Genomic DNA, 23760 nt, shown 5'->3' with positions numbered 1-23760 from the left:
ACAATTTCCTTCGGGTTTTAAAAAGGCGAATACCTATAGTGTACCTCGCCAACAAACAAACTATTAGTACAGAATTATGTCGATATTGGATGAATTGTAACAAGGTATTTGCGTGCGTGTCGCTAGAATCGCTAATATGTTCAGTTCTTAAGTTAACTTACGGGTACAGTATGGGGCATAAGAATAATTCGCCGATTCCATTTGGGCAAGACGACGTTGAAGTATTAGAACATAAAACTGTATACCATGGTTTTTTTCGGGTTCATAAAGCGAAATTACGGCATCGGCTTTTTCAAGGTGGTTGGTCTGCTGTTATGGAGCGTGAAATTGTGGATCGTGGGCACGCAGTGGTGGTGTTACCCTACGATCCTGAGCGCGATGCTATTGTAATGCTCGAGCAGTTTCGCGTGGCTGCAGTTACTGCGTTAGGCGGCGTTGCGCGACATGCCGACATGGAAGAAGGCTCGCCTTGGTTACTTGAGCTTGTGGCCGGTATGATCGACCCAGGTGAGTCGGAGCTTGAGGTTGCCCGGCGTGAAATGGCTGAAGAGGCGGGCCTCAATGCCGAGCAACTTAGCTTTGCCATGCGTTATCTTTCAAGTCCAGGCGGGCTTACCGAGCGTATTAGTATTTACATTGCAAAGGTAGACGCCAGTACAGCGGCAAATTATGGTGGGCTTGCGACCGAACATGAGGACATTCGCGTATCGGTAGTGCCACGCTTACAAATGATGGAGTGGTTGCATGAAGGTTTAATTGACAATGCTGCTACAGTGATTGCCTTACAATGGTTGCAATTGCACCGAACTGAATTATTAGCCGCATGGCAATGCACAAATAAGGAGTAGAGTTGTTGCGAACAAAGCGCTACATTCCAGATCTAAATGAGTTACATGCACTTGCTGAACGCAATTATGCTGCGTTTTTGCGTGTATTGCCGAGCACTCAGGAGCCAACAGTTATTGCCGTAGGCACACACTTGAACTATGAAATTCAAGTACTTCGGCGCGCACCCTACACAACAGATGTGTATATAAAACAGTTGAAGCGCTCAACCTCTAGAGCAGCTGCGGTGGCCGACATTGAGTTTCATGTGCGCTTGTACCACGACGCCCGCATGGCAGAGATCATTGATTGCCAAGGCACCAGTCAACTTACCTCGATTCGGCCGGGGCAGGCGCCAAAGCGCGCGCAGCAACAAGACGAGAAGAGGCAGCTGAGCCGGCTACTGGCAGACTGGTTAAAGTTATGTATACAGCACGGGCGCAGCGCTTTTTGTTGGGCGCCTGCATAATGCCTTGTGTTTTTTTGCTGAACGCCACAGGATAGAGCAAAACCTACTCGCAAAAATATCGAACACTAGAATTCGCAGTACGACAACGATGGAACCACAGGAAGATGGCAGACTATAAAGCAGACTCGATTGAAGTGTTGAGTGGCTTGGAGCCCGTTCAACGACGGCCCGGCATGTACACCGACACCACCCGCCCGAATCATCTTGGCCAAGAAGTTATCGACAATAGTGTCGACGAGGCGCTTGCTGGCCATGCCCGCACTATAGAAGTGATTTTACATAAAGACCAGTCGCTTGAAGTAGTAGACGATGGGCGGGGCATGCCGGTAGATATTCACCCCGAAGAAGGTATACCGGGGGTGGAGTTGATTATGACCAAGCTCCATGCGGGCGGGAAGTTCTCCAATAAGAACTACCAATTCTCCGGTGGCTTACACGGCGTAGGGATTTCTGTGGTGAATGCGCTTTCTACCCGCGTTGAAGTGAGCGTGCGGCGCGACGGTGAAGTGCACGAAATGGCCTTTGAACATGGCGCTAAAGTGAGCGAACTTCAGGTTGTAGGCACGGTAGGTAAACGAAATACCGGCACCCGTGTTCAGTTCTGGCCTGATCCACAATATTTCGATACACCGAAATTTTCAGTTTCGCGGTTACGTTATCAGCTGCGGGCAAAAGCCGTACTCTGCCCGGGCCTAACCATTCGGTTTAAAGACAAAGTGAATGATACGGAAGACCAATGGTGTTATGCCGGAGGCTTACGCGATTATCTTAAAGAGGCGCTGCAGGGCTGGGAACAACTGCCCGCAGAACCTTTTGTCGGCGACTTTAATGCCGCTGAAGAAGCCGCGCAATGGGCGGTTACTTGGTTACCCGAAGGCGGTGACAACCTCAATGAAAGCTATGTAAACCTGATTCCCACGGCGCAAGGGGGTACCCATGTGAATGGTTTACGCCAAGGCTTACTCGAAGCCTTGCGCGATTTTTGTGAATTCAGAAGCTTACTTCCGCGCGGAGTAAAATTAACACCAGAAGACATTTGGGACCGTTGCGCCTTTATTTTGTCGGTGAAAATGGCTGATCCGCAGTTTTCCGGGCAAACCAAAGAGCGATTAAGCTCACGGCAAATGTCGGCTTTTGTGTCTGGCGTAGTAAAAGATGCATTTAGCCTGTGGTTGAACGAACACACTGAGCAAGCTGAACAAATAGCCGAACTTTGTATTGCTAGCGCACAACGCCGCATGCGGGCAGCGAAAAAAGTAATTCGAAAACGGGTGACTCAAGGGCCGGCATTGCCGGGTAAACTCGCCGACTGCTCGTCGCAAGACCCAGCCCGCGGTGAATTGTTTCTGGTGGAGGGCGACTCTGCCGGCGGCTCAACCAAGCAGGCGCGCGATCGTGAGTTTCAGGCGGTTATGCCCCTGCGGGGAAAAATTCTCAACACTTGGGAAGTGGAGTCGGATCAAATTCTAGGCTCGCAAGAAATTCACGACATCTCCGTAGCCCTTGGTGTGGACCCTGGCGCCGCTGATTTAAGTAAGCTGCGCTATGGAAAGATTTGTATTCTTGCCGACGCAGACTCCGACGGCCTGCATATTGCCACCTTGCTATGTGCCCTCTTTGTAAAGCATTTCCGCCCCTTAGTTGCGGCAGGGCATGTGTTTGTTGCCATGCCTCCGCTGTATCGAATTGACGTAGGGAAGGAAGTTTTCTATGCACTAGACGAGTCGGAGAAACAGGGTATTTTGGACCGTATTGAAGCCGAAAAGCGGAAGGGCAAAGTAAATGTGCAACGCTTTAAGGGGTTGGGCGAAATGAATCCTCTGCAGTTGCGTGAAACCACGATGGACCCAAATACTCGCCGTTTAGTGTGTTTAACCGTAGACGATAGCGCTCAAACCGACGCGATGCTCGACATGCTGCTCGCGAAGAAGCGCTCGTCAGACCGCAAAGAGTGGTTAGAGAGCAAGGGTAACCTGGTCGATTTAGCTTAAAACAGAATAATGATACGGAAGCATTCATGAACTCATCTTTGGAAGTGACAGAATATTTACCGCTGCATAAATTTACAGAAGACGCGTACCTCAACTATTCCATGTACGTCATCATGGACCGCGCTTTACCTCATATAGGCGACGGGTTGAAGCCCGTTCAGCGCCGTATTATTTATGCCATGTCGGAGTTAGGGCTGTCTGCGCTTGCGAAATATAAAAAGTCGGCACGTACCGTGGGTGACGTATTGGGTAAATTCCATCCGCATGGTGATTCGGCTTGTTATGAAGCGATGGTACTGATGGCGCAGCCTTTTTCTTACCGCTACCCGTTGGTAGACGGGCAAGGAAACTGGGGTTCGCCCGATGACCCTAAATCATTTGCCGCTATGCGTTATACCGAGTCGCGCTTGTCGCGCTTCAGCGAAGTGCTACTCAGCGAGCTTGGTCAGGGCACCTCAGACTGGATTCCAAATTTCGACGGTACCATGAAGGAGCCGCAAGTGCTGCCGGCTCGTTTACCTCATATTTTGCTCAATGGCGTAACCGGTATTGCGGTGGGCATGGCAACCGACATTCCGCCGCATAACGTACGCGAAGTAACCCATGCCTGTGCCATGCTGCTTGACAATCCAAGCGCTGATTTAGCAGCGGTAATGGAGCATGTTAAAGGCCCAGATTACCCCACCGACGCGGAAGTTATAACGCCTGCAACTGAGATTGCAAAAATTTACGAAGCGGGCCGCGGCAGTATAAAAATGCGCGCGCGTTATCGTATGGAAGACGGCGAAGTAGTAGTCGACGCCATTCCACACCAAGCCTCGGGCGCACGCATTTTGGAACAAATAGCTGCGCAAATGCAGGCCAAAAAACTGCCAATGGTGTCAGACTTGCGCGACGAGTCGGATCATGAAAACCCGACCCGCTTGGTGATTGTGCCGCGTTCAAACCGGGTTGATGTAGAACAGCTTATGGCGCATTTATTTGCAACGACAGACTTAGAGCGTAGCTATCGTGTCAATATGAACATGATCGGCCTAGACGGTCGCCCACAGGTAAAGTCGTTAGTTACCGTGCTCAACGAATGGAACCAATACCGCATGAATACAGTGCGGCGGCGGTTAGAGTATCGGCTCGACAAAGTAGAGCGGCGCCTCCATATTCTTGAAGGTTTGCTTATTGCCTTTCTAAATATTGACGAAGTGATTGAAATTATTCGCCGAGAGGATCAACCCAAGCCTGTGTTGATGGAGCGTTTCGGTATTACCGACACGCAAGCTGAAGCGATTCTAGAATTAAAATTACGGCATTTGGCAAAGCTTGAAGAGCAGAAACTCCGTGGTGAGCAAGACGAACTCAGCAAAGAGCGAGACGCACTCTTGTTGGTGTTGGGCTCCGACCGCCGGTTAAGAACCTTGGTGAAAAAAGAACTGCTGGCTGACGCCGAAAAATACGGCGATGAACGTCGGTCTCCGCTAACCGAGCGCAAGGAAGCCAAAGCACTGTCTGAACGTGAACTTACGCCGTCTGAGCCGGTTACTGTAGTGTTGTCGAAAAAAGGCTGGGTACGGTGCGCCAAAGGCCACGACGTAGATGGCGCCAATTTGTCGTATAAGTCGGGCGATGCCTTCCTTGAACAAGCGATAGGGCGTAGTAATGACTTAGCGGTCTTCCTCGATAGTGCCGGCCGCAGCTATAGCGCGGAAGCGCACACACTCCCTTCGGCGCGCTCGCAAGGTGAACCGCTTACCGGCCGTTTTGCCTTGGTGGCTGGCGAAAATATTGAGCACGTGTTGATGGGCAAAGAAGACAGCAAGTGGTTGATTTCCTCAGACGCGGGCTACGGCTTTGTTACCCAATTTACGGACATGGTGAGCCGTGTGAAAAACGGTAAAGCCTTATTGTCTGTGCCGCCGTCTGCAAAACCAATGCAACCACTACGGATCCATAACGTGGATACCGACCTTGTGGTGGCGGTGTCGAACGAAGGGCGGATGCTGGTATTTGCGGTCAGTGAATTGCCGCAACTGGCCAAAGGTAAAGGCAATAAAATGCTCAGTATTCCTTCAACGCGGGCAAAACTGCGTGAAGAGTATGTAACTGCTTTAGCGGTTATCCCCGAGCAGTCCACGCTCACCGTGGTGGCAGGAAAACGCAAGCTAAGCTTGAAGCCGAGTGACTTGGAACATTACCGAGGTGAGCGCGGCCGTAGAGGAAGTAAATTGCCACGAGGGCTGCAACGAGTCGATCAGTTACTGGCGGAACGTGAGCCGCTCAGTGACGCCCATGAGGGCGCGAGCGATGAGCTGGGTGCTGCGGACTAAACCGCGCACCCAGAAGTGCCTTTTAACCGGCTTTTAATAAAGCTTGCATAGCTTGATTAAAGGCCGCTACCCAATACGGACTCAGTTGTGTGCCGGCGAGCCGATTAATTTCGGCTACGGCGCGTTGATAAGGCCGCCGCATGTGCGAAACGCTGGCGCGTTCGTGGGTCATAGCGTCGAAGGTGTCAACAATGGCTAAAATCTTCGCGCCGTCGTTAATTTCATGGTCTTTCAAACCCAGCGGGTAACCGCTGCCGTCGCATTTTTCATGGTGTTGTAACACCATCATTTTTGCTTCATGCCAATAGCTCATATTCTCTAACAGCTTTGCGGAGCAATACACATGGGTATGAATGAGCTGAATTTCTTTGGGTGTTAATTTTCGCTCTTTGTGCAGAATTTCTAACGGCATAAACCCCATACCAAAGTCGTGCACGTAACAGGCCGCCGTAAGCTGGCGCTCATCAACAGGGCTACCCGCGTAACGGTTGATCAGCAGCGCAAGCTTGAGTTGTCGGTCACATCGTCCTTGCCAATAGCGCGAGCGTGCCTCTACCGGCTCAATGAGCTGATGAAAAAATTGAAGGTCGTCTTCTGGGCGACTCTGTTCTGGTGGCGATAAGTCGGGCTGATTGTCGGGTGTATTATTTGACAGTACCAAGTTTGGCTCGAGGGTAAGTAGGGCGCTGCGAATGATTTGTTCGTGCTGCTCTTTGTTGTTTGCCGTGAGCCTGACCAACAAGGCTTCAACTCTTTGTAGCTGTTGGCTGTCGTAATGAAACTCTCCTTTCTCGTGGCATTCGCGAATAAAACCGTTCACACGTTCAAGACTTAGCAGCAGTAAGTCGCTCAGTACTGGGGTGTAACTGAGTGCGCTGTCGCGCAACAGCCCGAGGTTGTCTTCTAAATGGCCGAGAAACTGAATTAAGGGTGAGATACTCAACAGCCCTAAGTCGCCTTTAATGGTATGAACAGCCCGGAATAAGGCGCGGTGAAGCTCCTCATCTTCAGGTTTGTGCTCAAGTTCGATGAGGGTGTGCTCGCAACGTTCATAGAGTTCTTGCAGTTCATCGAGTAAATCAGCAAAAACATCGGGTTCTATATCAGTAACTTGAAATCGAGCCATGGAAAGCGTCCTTAAGTTCGTGCGCGGGTAGCATTACTTTCGTTATAAAAGCGCAGCAAAAAAACAGATTCATAGGTATACTACGGGCTTCATGAAATTTAAACCAAAGTATTCAAATGTTAGCAGTAATTCGTTTAATAATTCTCGGTGTTTTTGTCATTGTCGCTGGCGTGTTCGGTAGCTTGTTCTGTTTACTACGGCCGTTTCATCGCGACAACACAAGGCTCTTTGCCCACATTTTTGGTTCAATGCACAAGGTACTTGGAGTTGAGCTCGAAATTCGTGTGCCACAAGCGGTAAAAGACGGTGGGCCTTTCGTTTATGTTGCCAACCACCAAAACTCGTGGGACATTTTCACGCTGAGTCGCTCATTGTTAACCGGAACGGTAACGGTCGGCAAAAAGAGCCTGAAATGGGTACCTTTTTTTGGTCAGCTGTATTGGCTTTCTGGCAACATTTTGATTGATCGGAAAAACAGTAGCAAAGCACACGGCACTATTGGCAAAACAATAGATGCGCTGAAGAATAAAAACTTGTCGATTTGGCTGTTTCCTGAAGGCACACGGAATTATGGGCGCGGCTTATTACCCTTTAAAACCGGCGCGTTTCACTCGGCTATTGGTGCTCAAGTTCCTTTGGTTCCTGTGTGTATGTCGACCACTCATCAGCAAATAAAGCTGAACCGTTGGCACAATGGTAAAGTAATTATTGAAATGTTGCCGCCGGTTACCACTGAAGGCGTTACGCGTGAGCGCGTGCGTGAGCTTATTTCTTCGGTGTACCAACAAATGGAAGCGGAAATAGTAAAGCTCGACACTGAAGTTCAACTCGCATGGGAGAAAAAACATGGCACTAAATCACTTAGATAGTCTGTTACAACAAAGCCAAGATACAGTGTCGGCCATGCTTGACGATGGCTTAGACGCGGAGCAAGAATTTGAAATTGAACATCACTTAGTGAGTGCTAACTTTGACCTGCTGGAGAAAGCAGCGGTTGATTTGGTGAAAGCCGGCTTTCACGTAGATGACGCCGAAGAGTTTGAAACCGACGAAGGGGAAACTTGGTTTTATTTCGCTGCGGTAACCTCAGCTAAGCTCGACGACGTGGTATTAGCGGAGCAAACTCGAGTGGTGTGCGAAATCGCTAATAAAATTGGCGTGGAGTACGACGGCTGGGGTACCTACCTCGGCGACGAAGAAGAATAACAACTTCGTGATGGGGTAAATTCAATTTATTGATCTGTATCAGTTCACCCCCACAAACGGAGTAGTAACATAGTGGTATCTTTTAAAGGAGCCACTATGTCATTGATTAAAAATGCGAGTTTAGGAACCAAACTCCACGCAAGCTTTGGGCTAATTGCCGTGTTAATGGTGTTAGTTAGCCTTATTATTCATGGGGCTTTAAATCGGTTAGAAGGCGTTCACGAAAGCACCCGAGAACAGATGAATACCTCGACGTTGCAAGTTGAGCGCGAGGTAGACCACGTGGTGTGGGCGAATCAACTGGCCAACAGCCTCTTGTTAAGTACGCCGTTTCAGGGGCAGCTGGACCCTACCCAATGCATGTTTGGGTCTTGGTATCGTACATTCAAAAGTTCGCCTGCTTACACCGAAGCAGCGCCCGAGCTGCGCCGCGCATTCGACGCATTAGACGCTCCTCATCGCGATTTACATGAAACAGCAACGCGGGTAGTGAATTCGACGAATCACAACCACAAGCTACAGGTTTACCAACAAGAAACGTTAACGCACCTGCAGCAAATGCGCGCTGGTATTGATACTGTTCGCGATATTTTACACAACGAGGCAGCGCTTTTGGTTGCAGAGTCGGAGCAAGCCTCAAAACAAACTTTATGGATTGTTTGGTTACTGATGATATTTGCTGTGGCCATGGCAACCGGACTTGCCTTGTGGTTGAAAGCCAAAATAGTAACGCCTATGCAGCGTTTGCAAGAGCGCTCGCAAAATATAGCGGAGGGTGATCTCACTGGTCTTGCGTTAAGCATTCAAAGCCAAGACGAGATTGGCCAAGTAACGACCGCATTCAACACCATGCAGGAGCGTTTACGCACGCTGATTACTGAGTTGAGAGCCAGTGCTGAAGAAGTCTCGCAGCATGCCAGCATTTCTTCTGAGGTGTCGGCCAAGGCCGATACCGCGCTTAACATTCAAGCGCGCGAAATTGAGCAACTGGCAACAGCAATGAACGAAATGTCGGCCACTATTGCGGAGGTGGCACAGCATGCTCAAGTTACTTCCGACGCTTCTGAAAGTTCGAAAGAAAATACCGAGCGCGGTCAGCGTGTAGTACAGCAGGTTATCGAAGCCATTAATACCTTGGCCAACGAAGTGAAGTCGGCCAGCGGTATTATTGCCACATTAAAAGAAGAAAGTTTAAGTATTGGTAGTATTCTCGACACCATTGAGAGCATTGCCGAGCAAACCAATTTGTTGGCGTTAAATGCAGCCATTGAAGCTGCACGCGCTGGAGAGCAAGGTCGCGGATTTGCTGTTGTTGCCGACGAAGTGCGAACCTTAGCGGCCCGCACTGCCTCGGCGACCACTGAAATTAAGGGAATGATCGACCGCTTACAAGCGTCGGCAGAGCAGTCGGTACAAACCATGAATTCCGGGGTTCAATTTGCCAGCAATAGTGTTGAAAAAGCGAATGCGGCGGAAGCGGCACTGCGCGAAATTGGTGAGTCGGTGATGTCGATTACCGACATGACGCATCAAATTGCCAGCGCAACCGAAGAGCAGGCCTCAGTAGTACAGGAAATGGACCGTAATTTGTTGCGTACCAATGAATTAACGGAAGATACCCGAGCAGGAACGCGAGAGGCTGACGAAGCGTCGGCACGCGTGGAGCAACAAGCGAGCAACTTACTGCAACTGGCCAGCCGTTTCCGCGTATAGCAAAACGGCGGTCGCTGGTAGAGATAATCAACCCGGTTAATGGATAGAAAAAAAGCGCGGTACCCCTTGGGTTGCCGCGCTTTTTGATGAGAGCTACAGAACTAAATGGCGGCTATTTTTTCGCGCTGTTGAGCCAGTTGCTGCAATGTCGCTTGGAATCCGTCCATTTTTTCACGCTCTTTTTCAATAACGTCTGCTGGCGCGCGGCTAACAAAGTTTTCATTACTGAGCTTGCCTTGCACGCGATCGAAGTCCGCTTGCGCTTTTTGTATGGCTTTATCAAGGCGCGCAAGTTCCGCGTCCTTATCGATGAGCCCCGCCATTGGTATGTGCAGCTCAACTCTCCCGACCAAAGCTGTGGCGCTCGCCGGTGCTTCTTCGCCAGTGGCGAGGAAACTTAAGGCGTCAAGCTTAGCAAGCGCTTTAATAAAGGCGCTATTTTGCTCTACACGACGTGTTACGGTGTCGTCTGCGCCTTCAATCAGCACGGTTAAGCTTTGGTTCGGGCTTAAGTCCATTTCTGCACGAATGGTACGAACCGCCACAATGACCTGCTTGATCCACTCCATATCCTCAGACGCTGTAACATAAGTGGCTGCTGCAGCTTGCGGGTAGGGTTGCGTCATAATGCTGGTGCGATCTACGCCTTGCGTATCGATACCGGCAATTGGTGCAACGCGCTGCCAAATTTCCTCAGTAATGAATGGCATTATGGGGTGAAGCAGGCGTAACAACTGCTCTAAAACAAGAACAAGAGTATTACGGGTGCCGCGCTGTTGGGCCTCGGAGCCGCTTGCAAATACCGGTTTTGTGAGTTCGAGATACCAGTCGCAGAATTGATTCCAGGTAAATTCGTAGGCAATGTTTGCGGCGTGGTCAAAACGATAATTGTCGAGCGCTGCTCTAAATTGAGCAACGGTTTGATTCATGCGTTCAATAATCCACTCGTCGGCAAGTGATAATTCCAGTTCGTTCTGTTCACCAAACCCGCAGTCGAATTCCTCCGTGTTCATAAGCACGAAGCGGCTGGCATTCCACAGTTTATTGCAGAAGTTGCGGTAGCCTTCAAGGCGTTTCATGTCCCAGTTGATGTCGCGACCCGTAGATGCCAGTGCAGCGAGGGTAAAGCGCAAAGCATCGGTGCCATGAGCACTAATGCCGCTGGGGAATTCTTTTTGGGTGCGCTTGGTGATTTTCTCGGCTAACTTATCTTGCATCATGTTGGCGGTACGCTTAGCGAGCAAGTCGTCGAGCGAAATTCCGTCGATCATATCCAAGGGGTCAATAACATTGCCTTTCGACTTCGACATTTTGTCGCCATTTTCGTCACGAATTAGACCTGTGACATAAACGGTTTTGAAGGGCACTTGTGGCTTACCATTTTCGTCTTTAATGAAATGCATGGTCATCATGATCATGCGGGCCACCCAGAAGAAAATAATGTCGAAACCTGTGACCAACACGTCGGTGGGGTGGAAGGTTTTTAGGTCTTCGGTTTCTTTCGGCCAGCCTAGGGTAGAGAAGGTCCAGAGCGCAGAAGAGAACCAAGTATCGAGCACGTCGTTGTCTTGCGTTAATTTGCGATCGCCGAAGTCGTGCTTGCTGCGAACTTCAGCTTCGCTGCGGCCGACAAAAACGTTACCTTGTTCGTCATACCATGCTGGAATGCGATGCCCCCACCACAGTTGGCGAGAAATGCACCAGTCTTGAATGTCGCGCATCCAGCTGAAATACATGTTTTCGTATTGCTTGGGAACAAATTGAATATCGCCATTTTCAACGGCTTCTGTAGCCGTTTTGGCCAGCGGCGCAACGCGAACGTACCATTGGTCGGTTAAGAAAGGCTCAATCACCACGCCGGAGCGATCACCATAGGGTACTTTATTGTCGTGCTCTTCTATCTTGTCGAGCAAATCGGCGGCTGCAAAGGCATCAACAATAGCCTTGCGCGCAGCAAAACGTTCTAGCCCCTGAAAGTCTTCTGGAATTTCAATGTTCTCGAGCTCAATTTCTTCGCCTTGGCTGTTAAAAACTTCAGGCCGAGTGAGAATAAAGGCTTCGTCGCTCAGTACATTAATAAGCGGCATATTGTGCTTTTTACCCACTTCATAGTCGTTGAAGTCGTGTGCTGGGGTTATTTTTACACAGCCAGAGCCGAAATCTTGATCCACGTAATCGTCGGCAATAATTGGAATGCGGCGGTTTACCAGCGGTAGCTCAATAAATTTTCCATGCAAAGCGTGGTAGCGCTCGTCTTTTGGGTGCACCGCAACACAGGCGTCACCGAGCATGGTTTCTGGGCGGGTGGTGGCCACGATAATATAATTTTTACCGTCGGCCGTTGTCGCCCCGTCGGCAAGAGGGTAGCGCAAGTGCCAAATTTTGCCTTTGCTTTCTTTATTCTCGACTTCCAGATCTGAAATTGCCGTTTTCAATTTCGGATCCCAGTTCACTAAGCGCTTACCGCGATAGATCAGACCGTCTTCAAATAAGCGCACAAATACTTCTTGTACTGCATCGGACAAGCCTTCGTCCATGGTAAAGCGCTCGCGATCCCAATCCACCGAATCGCCTAAACGACGCATTTGTTTGGTAATGGTACCGCCAGACTCGGCTTTCCATTGCCATACTTTATCAATAAAGCCGTCGCGCCCAAGCTCATGGCGAGTAGGGCCACCTTCGGCAGCCAACTTACGCTCTACCACCATTTGCGTTGCAATACCGGCATGGTCCGAACCCACCTGCCATAGGGTGTTGTAGCCGTCCATGCGCTTGTAACGGGTTAGGGTGTCCATAAGCGTGTGTTGAAACGCATGGCCCATGTGCAAGCTACCGGTCACATTGGGCGGCGGAATCATAATGCAATACGAGTCGCCTTTACCTGCGGGCTTAAAATAGCCTGCTTGCTCCCATGCATCGTAAATACGGCGTTCAATGGCGTCGGGTGAGTAGGTTTTATCCATGGTGTCCTTCAACGGTTAGTGCAGCCACAAGGTTTTCCAGTTGATGACCTTGTTGGCGATAAGTTCGATAAATTTCGCGCGCTTGAGCGCGCGCGTTCTCGGCGACCGGCACGAATTCAATAACGCGGCGAAAACGTGCTGCCTGCTCTAAGGCTTCGCCCGTGAGATTAATAACCACAGAACGGTGGCCAGTGTTACCGCTCAGTGGTAGCCACGCAAGTAACACCGCAGTGCCTTGGGTCGGCCCTTCGCCAACTAGATTATGCGGCACAAAGGCGCTTGCAGGCTGTTGCCAGAGTAGTTCGTCGTACTGTTCCGCCTGTTGTTGATCCTTACACAGCAACAACACCCGTTGGCTTTGCCGCATCAATTGCGTGGTGAGGTCGCATACCAGCACGGGTAAGCGCTCATCGCCAATGGTGTCGAGGGTGTAAAAGGTCACGTGGCTCATTTATGTGCTCGCTTAGTCGGTTTCGCTGTTGGCGCGACCGAGTAAAAACTGCGTTAACATGGGTACGGGTCGGCCGGTTGCGCCTTTATCTTTGCCACCACGCCAAGCGGTGCCGGCAATGTCCAAATGGGCCCAATGGAATTTTTTGGCAAACCGCGACAAGAAGCAGGCCGCAGTAATAGTACCCGCAGGGCGACCACCAATGTTCTGCATGTCGGCAAACGGACTGTCGATAAGCGACTGGTATTCGTCCCAAATGGGTAAGCGCCATGCGCGGTCGCCACTTTGCTCCGAGGCATTTAAAAGCTCGTGTGCGAGCGGATTATGATTACTCATAAGGCCGGTTGCATGCGGACCGAGTGCGATCACACAGGCACCGGTTAAAGTTGCCACGTCGACCACAGTTTCGGGGTTAAAACGCTCTACATAAGTTAAGGTGTCGCACAATACCATACGCCCTTCAGCGTCGGTGTTGAGCACCTCAATAGTTTGCCCCGACATTGAACGAATAATATCGCCCGGTCGGTAAGCGTTTCCGTCGGGCATGTTTTCACAACCGGCTAAAACGCCAATTACATTTACGGGTAATTGCAGTTCGAGTAACGAATGCATTGCACCGAGTACGCCCGCAGCGCCGCCCATATCGTACTTCATTTCGTCCATGCCGTCCGAGGGCTTAATGGAAATACCACCGGAATCGAAGGTTAAGCCTTTGCCAATGAGTACAATCGGCGCGTCGTCGGTTTTGCCGCCCTGATAATGCATTAAGGTCATGACCGCAGGGTTATGCGAACCGCGGCTCACGGCCAAATAGGCGTTCATGCCAAGTTCTTCCATTTGCGCCTCAGTGACCCTTTCAACAGTAACATTACTGTATTGCTCAGCGAGCTTTTCGGCTTGTTCGGCCAAGTAGCTTGGCGTACAAATATTAGGAGGCATGTTTGCTGCGTCTTTGCAGGTATGAATGCCGCGCGCTACGGCTAAACCATGGCTGACCGCTTTTTCACCCACCGGCAATTCACGCCGTGTCGGTACATTAAAAATAAGCTTGCGCAGTGGCCGACGAGGCTCTTCTCGGTGCGACTTTAAGCTGTCGAAGGTGTAGAGCTGCTCATGGGCAGCTTCCACGGCGTAGCGAACCTTCCAATAGGTGTCGCGCCCTTTTACGTGCAATTCACTGAGAAAACACACAGCTTCCATGGCACCGGTGTCGTTCAGGGTGCTAATGGTTTTTGCAATGATTTTGCGATACTGGCGCTCGTCGAGTTCACGCTCTTTGCCGCAGCCCACTAATAAAACGCGCTCACTTAAAATATTAGGCACGTTATGCAGCAGCAAGGTTTGGCCCGCTTTGCCTTCTAAGTCGCCGCGGCGCAAAATATTGCTGAGATAGCCGCCACTCACTTTGTCGAGTTGCTCGGCTACCGAAGACAAACGCCGAGGTTCAAAAACACCTACGACAACGCATGCTGAGCGTTGTTTTTCTGGGCTACCGCTTTTTACACTGAATTCCATAAGAACTCCGAATTCTGGTTTACAGCCACGTTTCATGGCATGATGAATAAGTTCGAAAGTGAACTAAAATATGCTTTCGAAACGATTAAACTTGTAAAAATACAGAGTTTACTTAAAAATTCGCTGATTTCCAGTAAAAACCTAACTTAAGGGTTGCACTAGAGTGCTCATATTTCGTTACGTGATCCGCGAAACATTCAAAGCCCAGCTTGCGGTTTTCTTTGTTTTGATCACCATTTTTGTAAGCCAACAATTTGTTCAAATTCTTGCGCAGGCTTCCGACGGCGAGCTGCCTGCGCAACTGATTATGCTGGTGCTCGGATTACAGCTGCCGGGCCTGTCGGCGTTGCTTATTCCCATTAGTTTATTTCTTGGCATATTGTTGGCGCACGGCCGTATGTACAGCGATCATGAAATGTCAGTGTTACACGCTTGCGGTATCAGCGAGTGGTACATCACCCGCATTATGCTTGTGCTGGCGTTCGCTGTTGCTGTTTTTACTGCTGCACTCACGCTCTGGTGGGGGCCTGCAGCATTAGCGCAAGAGCACAGTATTGCCGAGCGCGCGCGTGCCGAAGCTGGCGTAAGCGTAATTCAAACTGGTCGGTTTCAACAGGCAGCGAACCAACGCGCGGTTATTTTTATTGAAGAGCAAGACGACAACCAACAATTGCGTAATGTGTTTGTCGCCCAACTCCCTTCAAAATACGGTGAATCAGGAAGCTTCACCGGTGACGACGTGCGCGCAAGTGTGGTTATGGCCAACCGTGGTGAAATTGTGAGCTCAGCCACCGGTGCTCAGCTGCTTATTCTGAGTGAAGGGCGCCGCTATTCGCAAAGTTTGCAGCACTTCGACCACCATGTAATGACCTTTGACCGCTACCAAATGCAAATTCGCGAGCAGCAGCCAGAGGCGTCGTTGCGCCGCCATGAAGCCATTCCCACGGCAGAGTTGTGGGCAAGTGACGACCCAGAAGCCAAGGCTGAGCTGCAATGGCGTATAGCTATTCCGTTAGCCATGCCGTTACTTACTCTTATTGCGGTGCCGCTAAGCCGAGTGAATCCGCGGCAGGGGAAATTTGGCCGCATGGCACCAGCAATTTTGATTTACTTAGGTTATTTCATGATTCTCATGGCCTCGAAACGTGCACTTGCTGCTGAACGATTACCCGAAGCGCTTGGCCTCTGGTGGATCCACCTCGGCTTGTTTTTAATCGGTATGTCGTTGTTGCTGCGTGACCGTCCACTTGGGCAAAAACTCTGGGGCCGAGTGAAGGGACGTGGCAAATGATCAGTATTCTCGACCGCTATATTGGCAAAACGGTGATTTCAACCACCCTTATGAGCCTTGCTGTACTGGCGGGTTTGTCGGGCCTGATTCGGTTTGTTGAACAGTTGCGTGCGATTGGTCGTGGAACCTACGACATGATGGACGTGTTGGCTTTTGTGCTGCTTAGCATTCCGCGCGACTTGGAAATGTTTTTCCCCATGGCAACGCTGCTGGGGGGGCTCATTGGCATGGGTATGTTAGCCAGTTCCAGCGAACTGGTGGTGATGATGGCGGCGGGCCGGTCAAAACTTAATTTGATTGGCTCTGTGATGAAAGCCAGTGTGGTGATGATGTTGTTGGTGTTGGCGCTCGGGGAGTGGGTTGCACCGCAGCTCGAGTCGCAAGCGCGGCAATTAAGAGCGCAAGCGGTGTCGGGCGGCTCCTTGCTCAGTTCGCCGAACGGTATTTGGGCTAAAGACGGGCAAGATTATATCCATATAGGCGAAATAGAAGACACCGGAAAACTCAACGCGTTGTCGATTTATCGCTTTGAGGAACGCCAGTTAAAAGAAGTAATGCACAGCCAGAGCGCACTCTACAACGCGGGCGAATGGACGTTAAACAATGTAGTGCATACACAAATGCTAGGTGACCAAATTCGCAATCAAGAGCGTGCCAGTATGGTGTGGGAGTCGGGATTAACACCAGAAAAGTTAGGGGTGGTGATTGTACGGCCTGAGTCGCTGTCGATTACCGGCTTAACTGACTATATCACTTACCTCGAAGGCAATAATCAAAGCGCTCAGCGTTATCAGCTCGCATTTTGGCGTAAGGTACTGGTACCTTTTACTGTCGCCATTATGTTGTTGGTTGCGCTGTCGTTTATCTTTGGTCCACTGCGTTCGGTAACCATGGGTGCGCGGGTGTTATTGGGTGTTATTACCGGTTTTGCCTTTCATGTGTCTAACGAAGTGTTTGGGCCCGTGTCGCAAGTTTACAGTGTGCATCCTGTGCTCGGTGCGCTGTTACCAGGGCTACTGTTTGGTGCTGGCGCGCTTTACGTGCTGGTTCGAAAGCGCACGTAAAGCAGGCCACTCTCTAAATTAAGAAGGTTTACGCCAATTTTTAAATTGGTTCGCTTCTGGCGTAAGCCTTACCACCTCACAGTGAGCCGCTTTATCTTGCAGCGCTAATTTTTGCTTACTAAACAGCACCCACAGATTCCCTAAGCCCAGTAACGAGGCAAAGAACCGAATAACCGCTTGGCGTTTTGATATAGTCTGGCCGTTGGTATTTTGTACTCGCAGTCGCCACGCTTTCATACCTAAGGTTTGCCCGCCACGCGTCCAGAACATTACGTAGAAACCCACTATTACTGTGAGCAAATAAAGCCGGTAAAGCCAGTTGGTGCTGAGTCGCCCACCATGATCTTGCTCGGCGGCTAAAACCCAAACTCCCAGATTATGAAGCGCAACACTAACCGCCAGTGCCAAGCCAACGGCAAACATAGCCACCGCAAGAATTACGAGAATGTCGTACACAATAGCGCCAATACGAACAAAGAAACCGGCACGAGGAAAGGGAGTTTTGGTCATAAAATCGTCTCTTAAACTTATTTTGCAAAAAATGATGATAAATTTTGACGTGTTTGCTTGATAAAGACCAGCGCTTCCGTATAATTCGCTTCGTCTTCAGCACACCTTAATGCCTGGGTGGCGAAATTGGTAGACGCAGTGGATTCAAAATCCACCGTGGTAAAACACGTGCCGGTTCGAGTCCGGCCCCAGGCACCAATCTTCAGTTGTGTTTCAATTGTGCAATTTTCTCTCATTACGTTTTGCGCGGCTCTATTGCTGAGCATTATTCATTTAAACGCGGCGCGTTTTCGCAGTGTGCCTCTGTTTCCTTATCGTGTTTGGGTGTCGTTGGCAGCTGGCGTGTCGGTAAGTTATGTATTTTTACAGCTTTTACCAAAGCTGGCACAGAGCGACGCCGTGTTAACTGCAAATGGTGGCTCCGCAGAGGTCGCAAAGTACCAAGCATTTTTGATCGCGCTGGTGGGCTTAGTGGCTTTTTATGGTATTGAAAAAGTGCTGTCGAAAGCTGCGCGTGAGTTCAACCCGGAAAAGCTAATTGCAATTTTTTGGGCCCGTGTAGGCCTGTTTGCGTGTTACAACATTCCGATTGGCTATTTGCTTCAGTACCAACTTGTGTACAATGGCTTGCGCGGTTTAGCGCTCTATGTGGTGGCCATTGCGCTGCATTTAATTGTAATAGACTCTGCGTTGCTCCGCGGCCATAACGGGCGTGAAGCGAAAATGGCGCGGGTACTTTTAGCGGTCGGCCTATGCTTTGGCTGGGCGAGCTCGGCTTTTAATGTTCTAAGTGAAGCGATGCTGGCAGCAGTATTGGCGTTACTCGCGGGTGCTATGATTCTGGTGGTTTTAAAAGAAGAGTTGCCGAATCAAAACGAAAGTCATTTTCCTTCTTTTGCATTGGGCGCTTTTAGCTATGCGCTCTTGCTTATTGGCTTGTAGTACAGAATAAAAAGGACCTTCAATGTTGAAGCTGTTTAAAATTAAACCTGCCGAAAAGAAAGTAAGCCTTACGCGGCTGGTGCTCAGCGTGGCTGTTTTACTGGCGATTGGTTTGGCAGTGTTTTTGCTGCCGCCCAAACACCAAGCGTTGGACGAGCTAGAAGTGGTTACAGGTGTATTTGACAACAGCCGAGTGGTGCGCGGGCGAACGGGTTGGTATGGGCGTACTCGCGTATATCTGCGCAATGATGAAGGCTACACGGTCATAGGACGCTACGATTTTGAGCGCGCAATAAATGCTGGCGAAGAGGTGCGTTTGTTTGTTCAAGGGAATCAAATTTGGGCGATGCAAACGCGTACACGCGTTTTGGTTGATTATGAAGCAACAACAAGAATGTACCGTAACCAGCGCTGGTTTTTCCGTGTAGCTAGTTTGTTGTTCTTCTATTTCGCAACCATTGGAGCTGTTCGTATTTATCAGCGCGATTATGTGTAGTCTGGCCTTTCCAAGGCGGTTGATTTGAAATGTGATCGTTATTCAGCCATGCTGTTGAACAACAATCGAAATTACAAAACAATAACTTTGGATAAGGAACTACAGCATGACGCAATCGCATGAACCTTCCGACGATCCTATGATCCCCGACGGCGAAGTGAATCCGATTGATACGGATTACCAAGTTGGGCAAGACAATATTGTGCTGAAAGTTGGCCCCTTTGGTTTAGATATTCACAACCGCGTATTTTTAATTTCAGGTTTGTCGATAATTATCTTCGTGGCGCTCACATTACTATTTCATAGCAGTGTCGAGTCGTCTTTCTCGAGCCTACGCGACTGGCTTACCGGTAACTTAGATTGGTTCTTCATTAGCGCAGCGAATGTGTTTGTAGTGCTGTGCTTGGTACTCATTGTATCGCCGTTAGGAAGAGTTCGGCTTGGAGGCACCGAGGCAAAACCCGACTTCGGTTATTTAGGTTGGTTTTCGATGCTGTTCGCCGCCGGTATGGGCATTGGCTTAATGTTCTTTGGTGTGTCGGAGCCTTTGTCTCACTTTACCAGCGCTTTTGGTGGTGTAAGTATGGAAGACGGTGCCCGTGTGGATTGGGCACCACTTGCTGGAGCGGCGGGAGATTCTGCCGCTGCAGAACGACTTGGTATGGCGGCGACGATTTACCATTGGGCGCTGCACCCGTGGGCCATTTATGCGGTGCTTGCGCTAGGTTTAGCGTTGTTTGCCTTTAATAAAGGGTTGCCGTTAACGGTTCGCTCTATTTTCTATCCCATTCTGGGTGAGCGGGTTTGGGGTTGGCCGGGGCATATTATCGATATTCTCGCCGTATTTGCTACCTTGTTCGGTTTAGCCACCTCGCTCGGTTTTGGTGCTTCGCAGGCCAGTGCTGGGCTGAATCATCTGTTCGGCTTGCCGACGGGTGTGGGCATGGAAATATTCCTCGTTTTGGTGATTACGGCGATAGCGCTGGTGTCGGTGGTGGCGGGGCTCGACGCGGGTGTAAAACGCTTGTCAGAAATTAATATGACCTTAGCCGCGTTGCTCATGTTGTTTGTGATCATTGTTGGCCCTACGTTAGCAATACTGACCGGTTTTGTGAAAAACCTAGCGGCTTACCTTGAATATCTGCCAGCACTTTCGAATCCAGTTGGGCGCGAAGACGCCAATTTTGTTGAAGGTTGGACAGCGTTCTACTGGGCGTGGTGGATTTCATGGTCGCCGTTTGTCGGTATGTTCATTGCGCGAGTATCGCGCGGTCGTACGGTGCGTGAATTCTTAATCTCAGTGTTGCTTATTCCTTCACTCGCTTGTGTGTTGTGGATGAGTGTATTTGGCGGCACGGCCATTCGTCAGGTTATCGACCAAGGATATGAAGCAGCCGCGAATGCGGAGTTACCGTTGCAACTGTTTGAAATGTTGGCAATTATGCCGTGGGTACAGGTAACGTCGTTTATTGCCATTATTTTGGTTGTGGTGTTCTTTATTACCTCGTCGGATTCGGGCTCGTTAGTAATCGACACGATTTCTGCTGGCGGTAAAGTGAATGCGCCAACCCCACAACGAGTGTTTTGGTGCACCTTCGAAGGATTGGTTGCAATCGCGCTGATTATGGGGGGCGGTTTGGTTGCGCTGCAAGCAATGGCGGTGTCTACTGGGTTCCCATTTACACTAGTGCTATTGGCAGCCTGTGTTGCGGTGGTTAAAGGCCTTATGACGGAGCCGCGAGGGAAGTAAAACTCTGTGGATATTGAGCAGATTGAAATTGCTGAGTTTCTTAAGCGGGTGGCGCCTTTCGATGCACTGCCTGGCGAGGAAATTGAACAGCTAGCAAGGCAGGTGGACATTGCCTACTTTAAGGCCGAAAGCTCTATTTTAATGGCGGAGCAGCCGTTGTCCGACTTGTACATTGTGCGCTCTGGTGTGGTGGAAACGTTCCGCCGCACGGGTGAACTGTACAACCGGCTTAGCGAAGGCAACTTTTTTGCAGAGCAAGGTTTGTTACGTGGGCGAAAAGCGCATTTCCCTGCAGTTTCAAAGTCGGACACCTTGCTTTATTTGCTCCCTGCAGATGTGTTTGACCGACTGTTCGAAACGTATGAGCACTTCGCTGATTACATGGAAATAAGTGAAGTAGAGCGCCGACAAACGCGCGTGGTTAGCGCGAGCAGTGGCAGTGATCATGAATTAATGACGTCGCCCGTAGCGAGTTTGCTGCAACGTAAGCTAGTGATGGTGAGCGAAAGGTTACCGGTTAGCCAAGTTGCACAGCGTATGAGCGAGCATAGTGTGTCTTCGGTTTTGGTGGTTGACTCTGAGCAGAACCCTCAAGCGTTGCTGGGTATTTTAACCGACCGGGATATTCGAAACCGACTGGTGGCACAGCGTTTGCCCTACAGCACACCCGCAAGCGACATTATGACTACGGATCTATTTACCGTTGCGCATGACGACTATGTGTTCGACGCCATGTTGCTGATGTTGCGCCACAATGTTCATCACTTACCGGTGGTTAATAATGGTGTGCCGGTGGGGGTAATTGCCATTTCCGATTTGGTACAGCATGAGGCTAAAAGTAGCCTGTATGTGGTGTCGAGTATTTTCCGTCAAAACAGCGTGGCAGAGCTTGCAAAGCTGAAAGCCGACGTGCGTGCGAGCTTTGTGCGTATGGTGCAGCAAGACGCTAATTCACACATGATTGGTTCGGCAATGGCGTTGATAGGGAGGAGTTTTAAGCAGCGCCTGCTCGAGCTAGCTGAAGAGCAGTTGGGTCCACCGCCTATTCCTTATTGTTTTATTGCGCTTGGCTCCATGGCAAGAGAAGAGCAGCTGATTGTTACCGATCAGGACAACGCGATGATTTTAGACGACCGATATAATGAGGCAGAGCATGGCGCGTATTTTTTAGCGCTGGCGCAATTTGTCTGTGACGGTTTAGACGCCTGCGGCTACCCCTATTGTAAAGGTGGCATTATGGCAACCAATAACAAATGGCGTCAGCCTCGGCAGGTTTGGCATCGCTACTTCCAACAGTGGATAAAGGAGCCTAGTGCAGAAGGGTTACTGCACAGCTCTATATTTTTTGATGTTGAGGGTGTTTGGGGCGAGCAGCACTGGGTGAGTGCACTGAAGAGAGAAATTAGCGGCCTAGCAAAAACGCACATTCGTTTTTTGGCATCAATGGTGCGTAACGCTTTATTGCGAACGCCGCCGCTGGGTTTCTTTCAAGACTTTATTATGGAAACAGACGGCCGGCAAAATAAAACCCTGAATATTAAACGGCGTGGAACGGCTCCGGCGGCCGATTTAATTCGGGTTCATGCCTTAGCGTCCGGTTGTATGCAGAGTAATTCTTTTCAGCGCCTAAAATACCTTCAGAAAAATGCCGTGTTGCCGAAAGGCAAGGCTGAAGATCTGCGCGACGCCTATGAGTTAATTGCACTCACCCGCATTCGCCACCAAGCTCTGGCCATAGAGCAGGGCGAGGAGCCCGACAATAACGTAGCGCCCGAGCAACTGTCGGATTTCGAACGGCGAAACCTCAAGCGTGCGTTTCAAGTGCTGAGTAATGCCCAGAAATATTTGAAATTTAAATACGCGAGTATTCAGTAGCCGATGTTCTATTTGCCGAAGGAAAACCTCGCGCTTGCCAAGGCTGAACCCGATTTAGTAGTTCAGAATTGGCCCGACTTTTTCGCTAGGCAACACAAACAGGCGCAGCATCCGCTGCTAAAACGCTATTATCAATCCAAAGTACCCAAGCCCAATACGCCAATAGGCGAAGTGGAGCTGTTGGCTATGGACATGGAAACTACTGGCTTAAACGCAAAAGTAGATGGCATTGTGAGCATAGCAGTAGTGCCGTTTACGCTTGCGCGCATTAAGGTTAGCCAAGCGCGCCAGTGGCTGCTAAAACCGCGTTATCAGCTTACGGAAGCGTCAATTAAAATACATCGACTTACCCACAGTGAAGTGGAGGCCGCACAAGATATTACCGACATACTACCTGAGTTATTGGCGCTGCTGGCAGGCCGTGTTGCTGTTGTGCACTACCGGGCAATAGAACGCCCTTTTTTACATGAAACCTTGCTTGATCGGTTAGGTGAGGGGTTTCATTTTCCATTGTTCGACACCATGGCAATTGAAGCGCAATTTCACCGAAAGAAATTGAGCTGGTTAAAACGTTTGAAAGGGTCTAGGCCGGAAGTTTCTATTCGTTTGGCAGACAGCCGGCGCCGTTACCATTTGCCTGATTATAGGCCGCACCATGCGGCCACCGACGCGCTTGCTTGTGCAGAGCTGCTACAGGCGCAAATTGCGCATCATTACAGCAGCAGGTTACCCATAGGCAAGCTACTGCTGTAATACGTACTGACATTTATGTTAGTTATCTTGAACCAAGTAAAGGGGCGCATTCTCCTTCCAATCATTGATTGGTGGGAGTCAAGCCCCGCTCTGATTTTCAATGTACTGCTTCACAATGCTCAGCGGAGCGCCACCACAAGTGACAACACAATACGACCGAGACCAAAAGACAGGCTTCCAATAAAACGGCTTTAATTGGTCAGCGAATTCTTTCCGTATTTTTCGGCTGGTCCCGGTCTTCAGTGCATTAACGAAATCAGATACCGCATACTTTGGCGGCAACTCGAACAGTATATGCAAATGGTCGGGCTCACCATTAATCTCAATAAGCTCTCCTTCCCACGCCAAAATACGTTCAGCGACCATTTCCTTCAGTCGGCAAAGCATGTTGGCAGTGATCACATTGTGTCGGTACTTAGTTACAAGAACCAAGTGATATTTTATATTGTAAACGCAGTTGTGCTGCGATTTAAGCATTGATTTCTTCATAAGAACCAAT

Annotated in this window: 20 protein-coding genes and 1 tRNA gene; 15 read left to right on the top strand and 6 right to left on the bottom strand. The window is 49.9% G+C overall.

The window, feature by feature from the left end; genetic code table 11:
• The first annotated feature begins 170 nt into the window (after positions 1–170).
• The 4 genes from nudF to parC all read left to right on the top strand — a co-directional run bounded on the left by nudF (position 171) and on the right by parC (position 5606).
• Complete coding sequence (nudF, locus tag DQW12_RS11830; protein ID WP_113908079.1) at positions 171–848, top strand: ADP-ribose diphosphatase; 678 nt, start codon at positions 171–173, stop codon at positions 846–848.
• 2 nt (positions 849–850) lie between these two features.
• Complete coding sequence (locus DQW12_RS11825) at positions 851–1294, top strand: DUF1249 domain-containing protein (protein WP_113908078.1); 444 nt, start codon at positions 851–853, stop codon at positions 1292–1294.
• A gap of 104 nt (positions 1295–1398) precedes the next feature.
• Entirely contained in the window at positions 1399–3285 is a 1887-nt protein-coding gene (parE, locus tag DQW12_RS11820) for a DNA topoisomerase IV subunit B (RefSeq protein ID WP_113908077.1), read from the top strand.
• A 26-nt stretch (positions 3286–3311) separates the two neighbouring features.
• A complete protein-coding gene (parC, locus tag DQW12_RS11815) occupies positions 3312–5606 on the top strand; it encodes a DNA topoisomerase IV subunit A (RefSeq protein WP_113908076.1) in 2295 nt (764 codons plus the stop codon).
• Positions 5607–5628: 22 nt separating this feature from the next.
• Here the strand turns inward: parC and DQW12_RS11810 are convergent, their stop codons facing one another.
• A complete protein-coding gene (locus DQW12_RS11810) occupies positions 5629–6732 on the bottom strand; it encodes an HD domain-containing phosphohydrolase (RefSeq protein WP_113908075.1) in 1104 nt (367 codons plus the stop codon).
• Positions 6733–6848: 116 nt separating this feature from the next.
• Here DQW12_RS11810 and DQW12_RS11805 point away from each other — a divergent pair, with 116 nt between their 5' ends.
• The 3 genes from DQW12_RS11805 to DQW12_RS11795 all read left to right on the top strand — a co-directional run bounded on the left by DQW12_RS11805 (position 6849) and on the right by DQW12_RS11795 (position 9651).
• Positions 6849–7601: a 1-acylglycerol-3-phosphate O-acyltransferase gene (locus DQW12_RS11805; RefSeq protein WP_113908074.1), complete on the top strand. Its 753-nt coding sequence runs from the start codon at positions 6849–6851 to the stop codon at positions 7599–7601.
• Complete coding sequence (gene rraB / locus DQW12_RS11800) at positions 7579–7938, top strand: ribonuclease E inhibitor RraB (protein WP_113908073.1); 360 nt, start codon at positions 7579–7581, stop codon at positions 7936–7938. Before DQW12_RS11805 ends, rraB begins: the two co-directional genes overlap by 23 nt.
• A 96-nt stretch (positions 7939–8034) precedes the next feature.
• Positions 8035–9651 (top strand): methyl-accepting chemotaxis protein, encoded by a 1617-nt coding sequence (locus DQW12_RS11795; protein WP_113908072.1) that lies wholly within the window; start codon positions 8035–8037, stop codon positions 9649–9651.
• 101 nt (positions 9652–9752) lie between these two features.
• Here the strand turns inward: DQW12_RS11795 and DQW12_RS11790 are convergent, their stop codons facing one another.
• From DQW12_RS11790 to pepA, 3 genes are read right to left on the bottom strand one after another with little or no spacing between them, the layout of a single operon-like run.
• The gene (locus tag DQW12_RS11790; RefSeq protein ID WP_113908071.1) at positions 9753–12614 is read right to left on the bottom strand and encodes a valine--tRNA ligase; all 2862 of its coding nucleotides are present in this window, start codon (positions 12612–12614) and stop codon (positions 9753–9755) included.
• A complete protein-coding gene (locus DQW12_RS11785) occupies positions 12607–13065 on the bottom strand; it encodes a DNA polymerase III subunit chi (RefSeq protein WP_113908070.1) in 459 nt (152 codons plus the stop codon). The genes DQW12_RS11790 and DQW12_RS11785 overlap by 8 nt, the downstream gene beginning before the upstream one ends.
• A gap of 12 nt (positions 13066–13077) precedes the next feature.
• The gene (gene pepA / locus DQW12_RS11780; RefSeq protein ID WP_113908069.1) at positions 13078–14580 is read right to left on the bottom strand and encodes a leucyl aminopeptidase; all 1503 of its coding nucleotides are present in this window, start codon (positions 14578–14580) and stop codon (positions 13078–13080) included.
• Between the two features lie 163 nt (positions 14581–14743).
• On the opposite strand from pepA, the gene lptF reads away from it, so the two are divergent.
• Positions 14744–15871: an LPS export ABC transporter permease LptF gene (gene lptF / locus DQW12_RS11775; RefSeq protein WP_113908068.1), complete on the top strand. Its 1128-nt coding sequence runs from the start codon at positions 14744–14746 to the stop codon at positions 15869–15871.
• Positions 15868–16935 (top strand): LPS export ABC transporter permease LptG, encoded by a 1068-nt coding sequence (gene lptG, locus DQW12_RS11770; RefSeq protein WP_113908067.1) that lies wholly within the window; start codon positions 15868–15870, stop codon positions 16933–16935. Before lptF ends, lptG begins: the two co-directional genes overlap by 4 nt.
• Positions 16936–16953: 18 nt before the next feature.
• Here the strand turns inward: lptG and DQW12_RS11765 are convergent, their stop codons facing one another.
• Positions 16954–17445: an RDD family protein gene (locus DQW12_RS11765; protein WP_113908066.1), complete on the bottom strand. Its 492-nt coding sequence runs from the start codon at positions 17443–17445 to the stop codon at positions 16954–16956.
• 111 nt (positions 17446–17556) lie between these two features.
• On the opposite strand from DQW12_RS11765, the gene DQW12_RS11760 reads away from it, so the two are divergent.
• From DQW12_RS11760 to DQW12_RS11735, 6 genes are all read left to right on the top strand, one after another.
• A tRNA-Leu gene (locus DQW12_RS11760) sits at positions 17557–17643 on the top strand.
• Positions 17644–17664: 21 nt separating this feature from the next.
• Entirely contained in the window at positions 17665–18387 is a 723-nt protein-coding gene (locus tag DQW12_RS11755; RefSeq protein WP_113908065.1) for a hypothetical protein, read from the top strand.
• Positions 18388–18409: 22 nt separating this feature from the next.
• A complete protein-coding gene (locus DQW12_RS11750) occupies positions 18410–18883 on the top strand; it encodes a hypothetical protein (protein ID WP_113908064.1) in 474 nt (157 codons plus the stop codon).
• A gap of 139 nt (positions 18884–19022) precedes the next feature.
• Positions 19023–20633 carry a BCCT family transporter gene (locus tag DQW12_RS11745; protein ID WP_198683961.1) on the top strand — a complete coding sequence of 537 codons (1611 nt, stop codon included), beginning with the start codon at positions 19023–19025 and terminating at the stop codon, positions 20631–20633.
• A gap of 6 nt (positions 20634–20639) precedes the next feature.
• Positions 20640–22508, top strand: a complete 1869-nt coding sequence (locus tag DQW12_RS11740) for a DUF294 nucleotidyltransferase-like domain-containing protein (protein WP_113908062.1) — start codon at positions 20640–20642, stop codon at positions 22506–22508.
• A gap of 3 nt (positions 22509–22511) precedes the next feature.
• Positions 22512–23261, top strand: coding sequence for a 3'-5' exonuclease (locus DQW12_RS11735; protein ID WP_113908061.1), 750 nt, complete (start codon positions 22512–22514; stop codon positions 23259–23261).
• Between the two features lie 78 nt (positions 23262–23339).
• Here the strand turns inward: DQW12_RS11735 and tnpA are convergent, their stop codons facing one another.
• Positions 23340–23738: an IS200/IS605 family transposase gene (gene tnpA, locus DQW12_RS13790; protein WP_113908060.1), complete on the bottom strand. Its 399-nt coding sequence runs from the start codon at positions 23736–23738 to the stop codon at positions 23340–23342.
• Between the last annotated feature and the right edge of the window lie 22 nt (positions 23739–23760).

Source organism: Aliidiomarina celeris, assembly GCF_003316875.1.
In the GTDB taxonomy this organism is placed as follows: Bacteria; Pseudomonadota; Gammaproteobacteria; order Enterobacterales; family Alteromonadaceae; genus Aliidiomarina; species Aliidiomarina celeris.
This window is presented reverse-complemented; position numbering and strand designations above follow the sequence as displayed.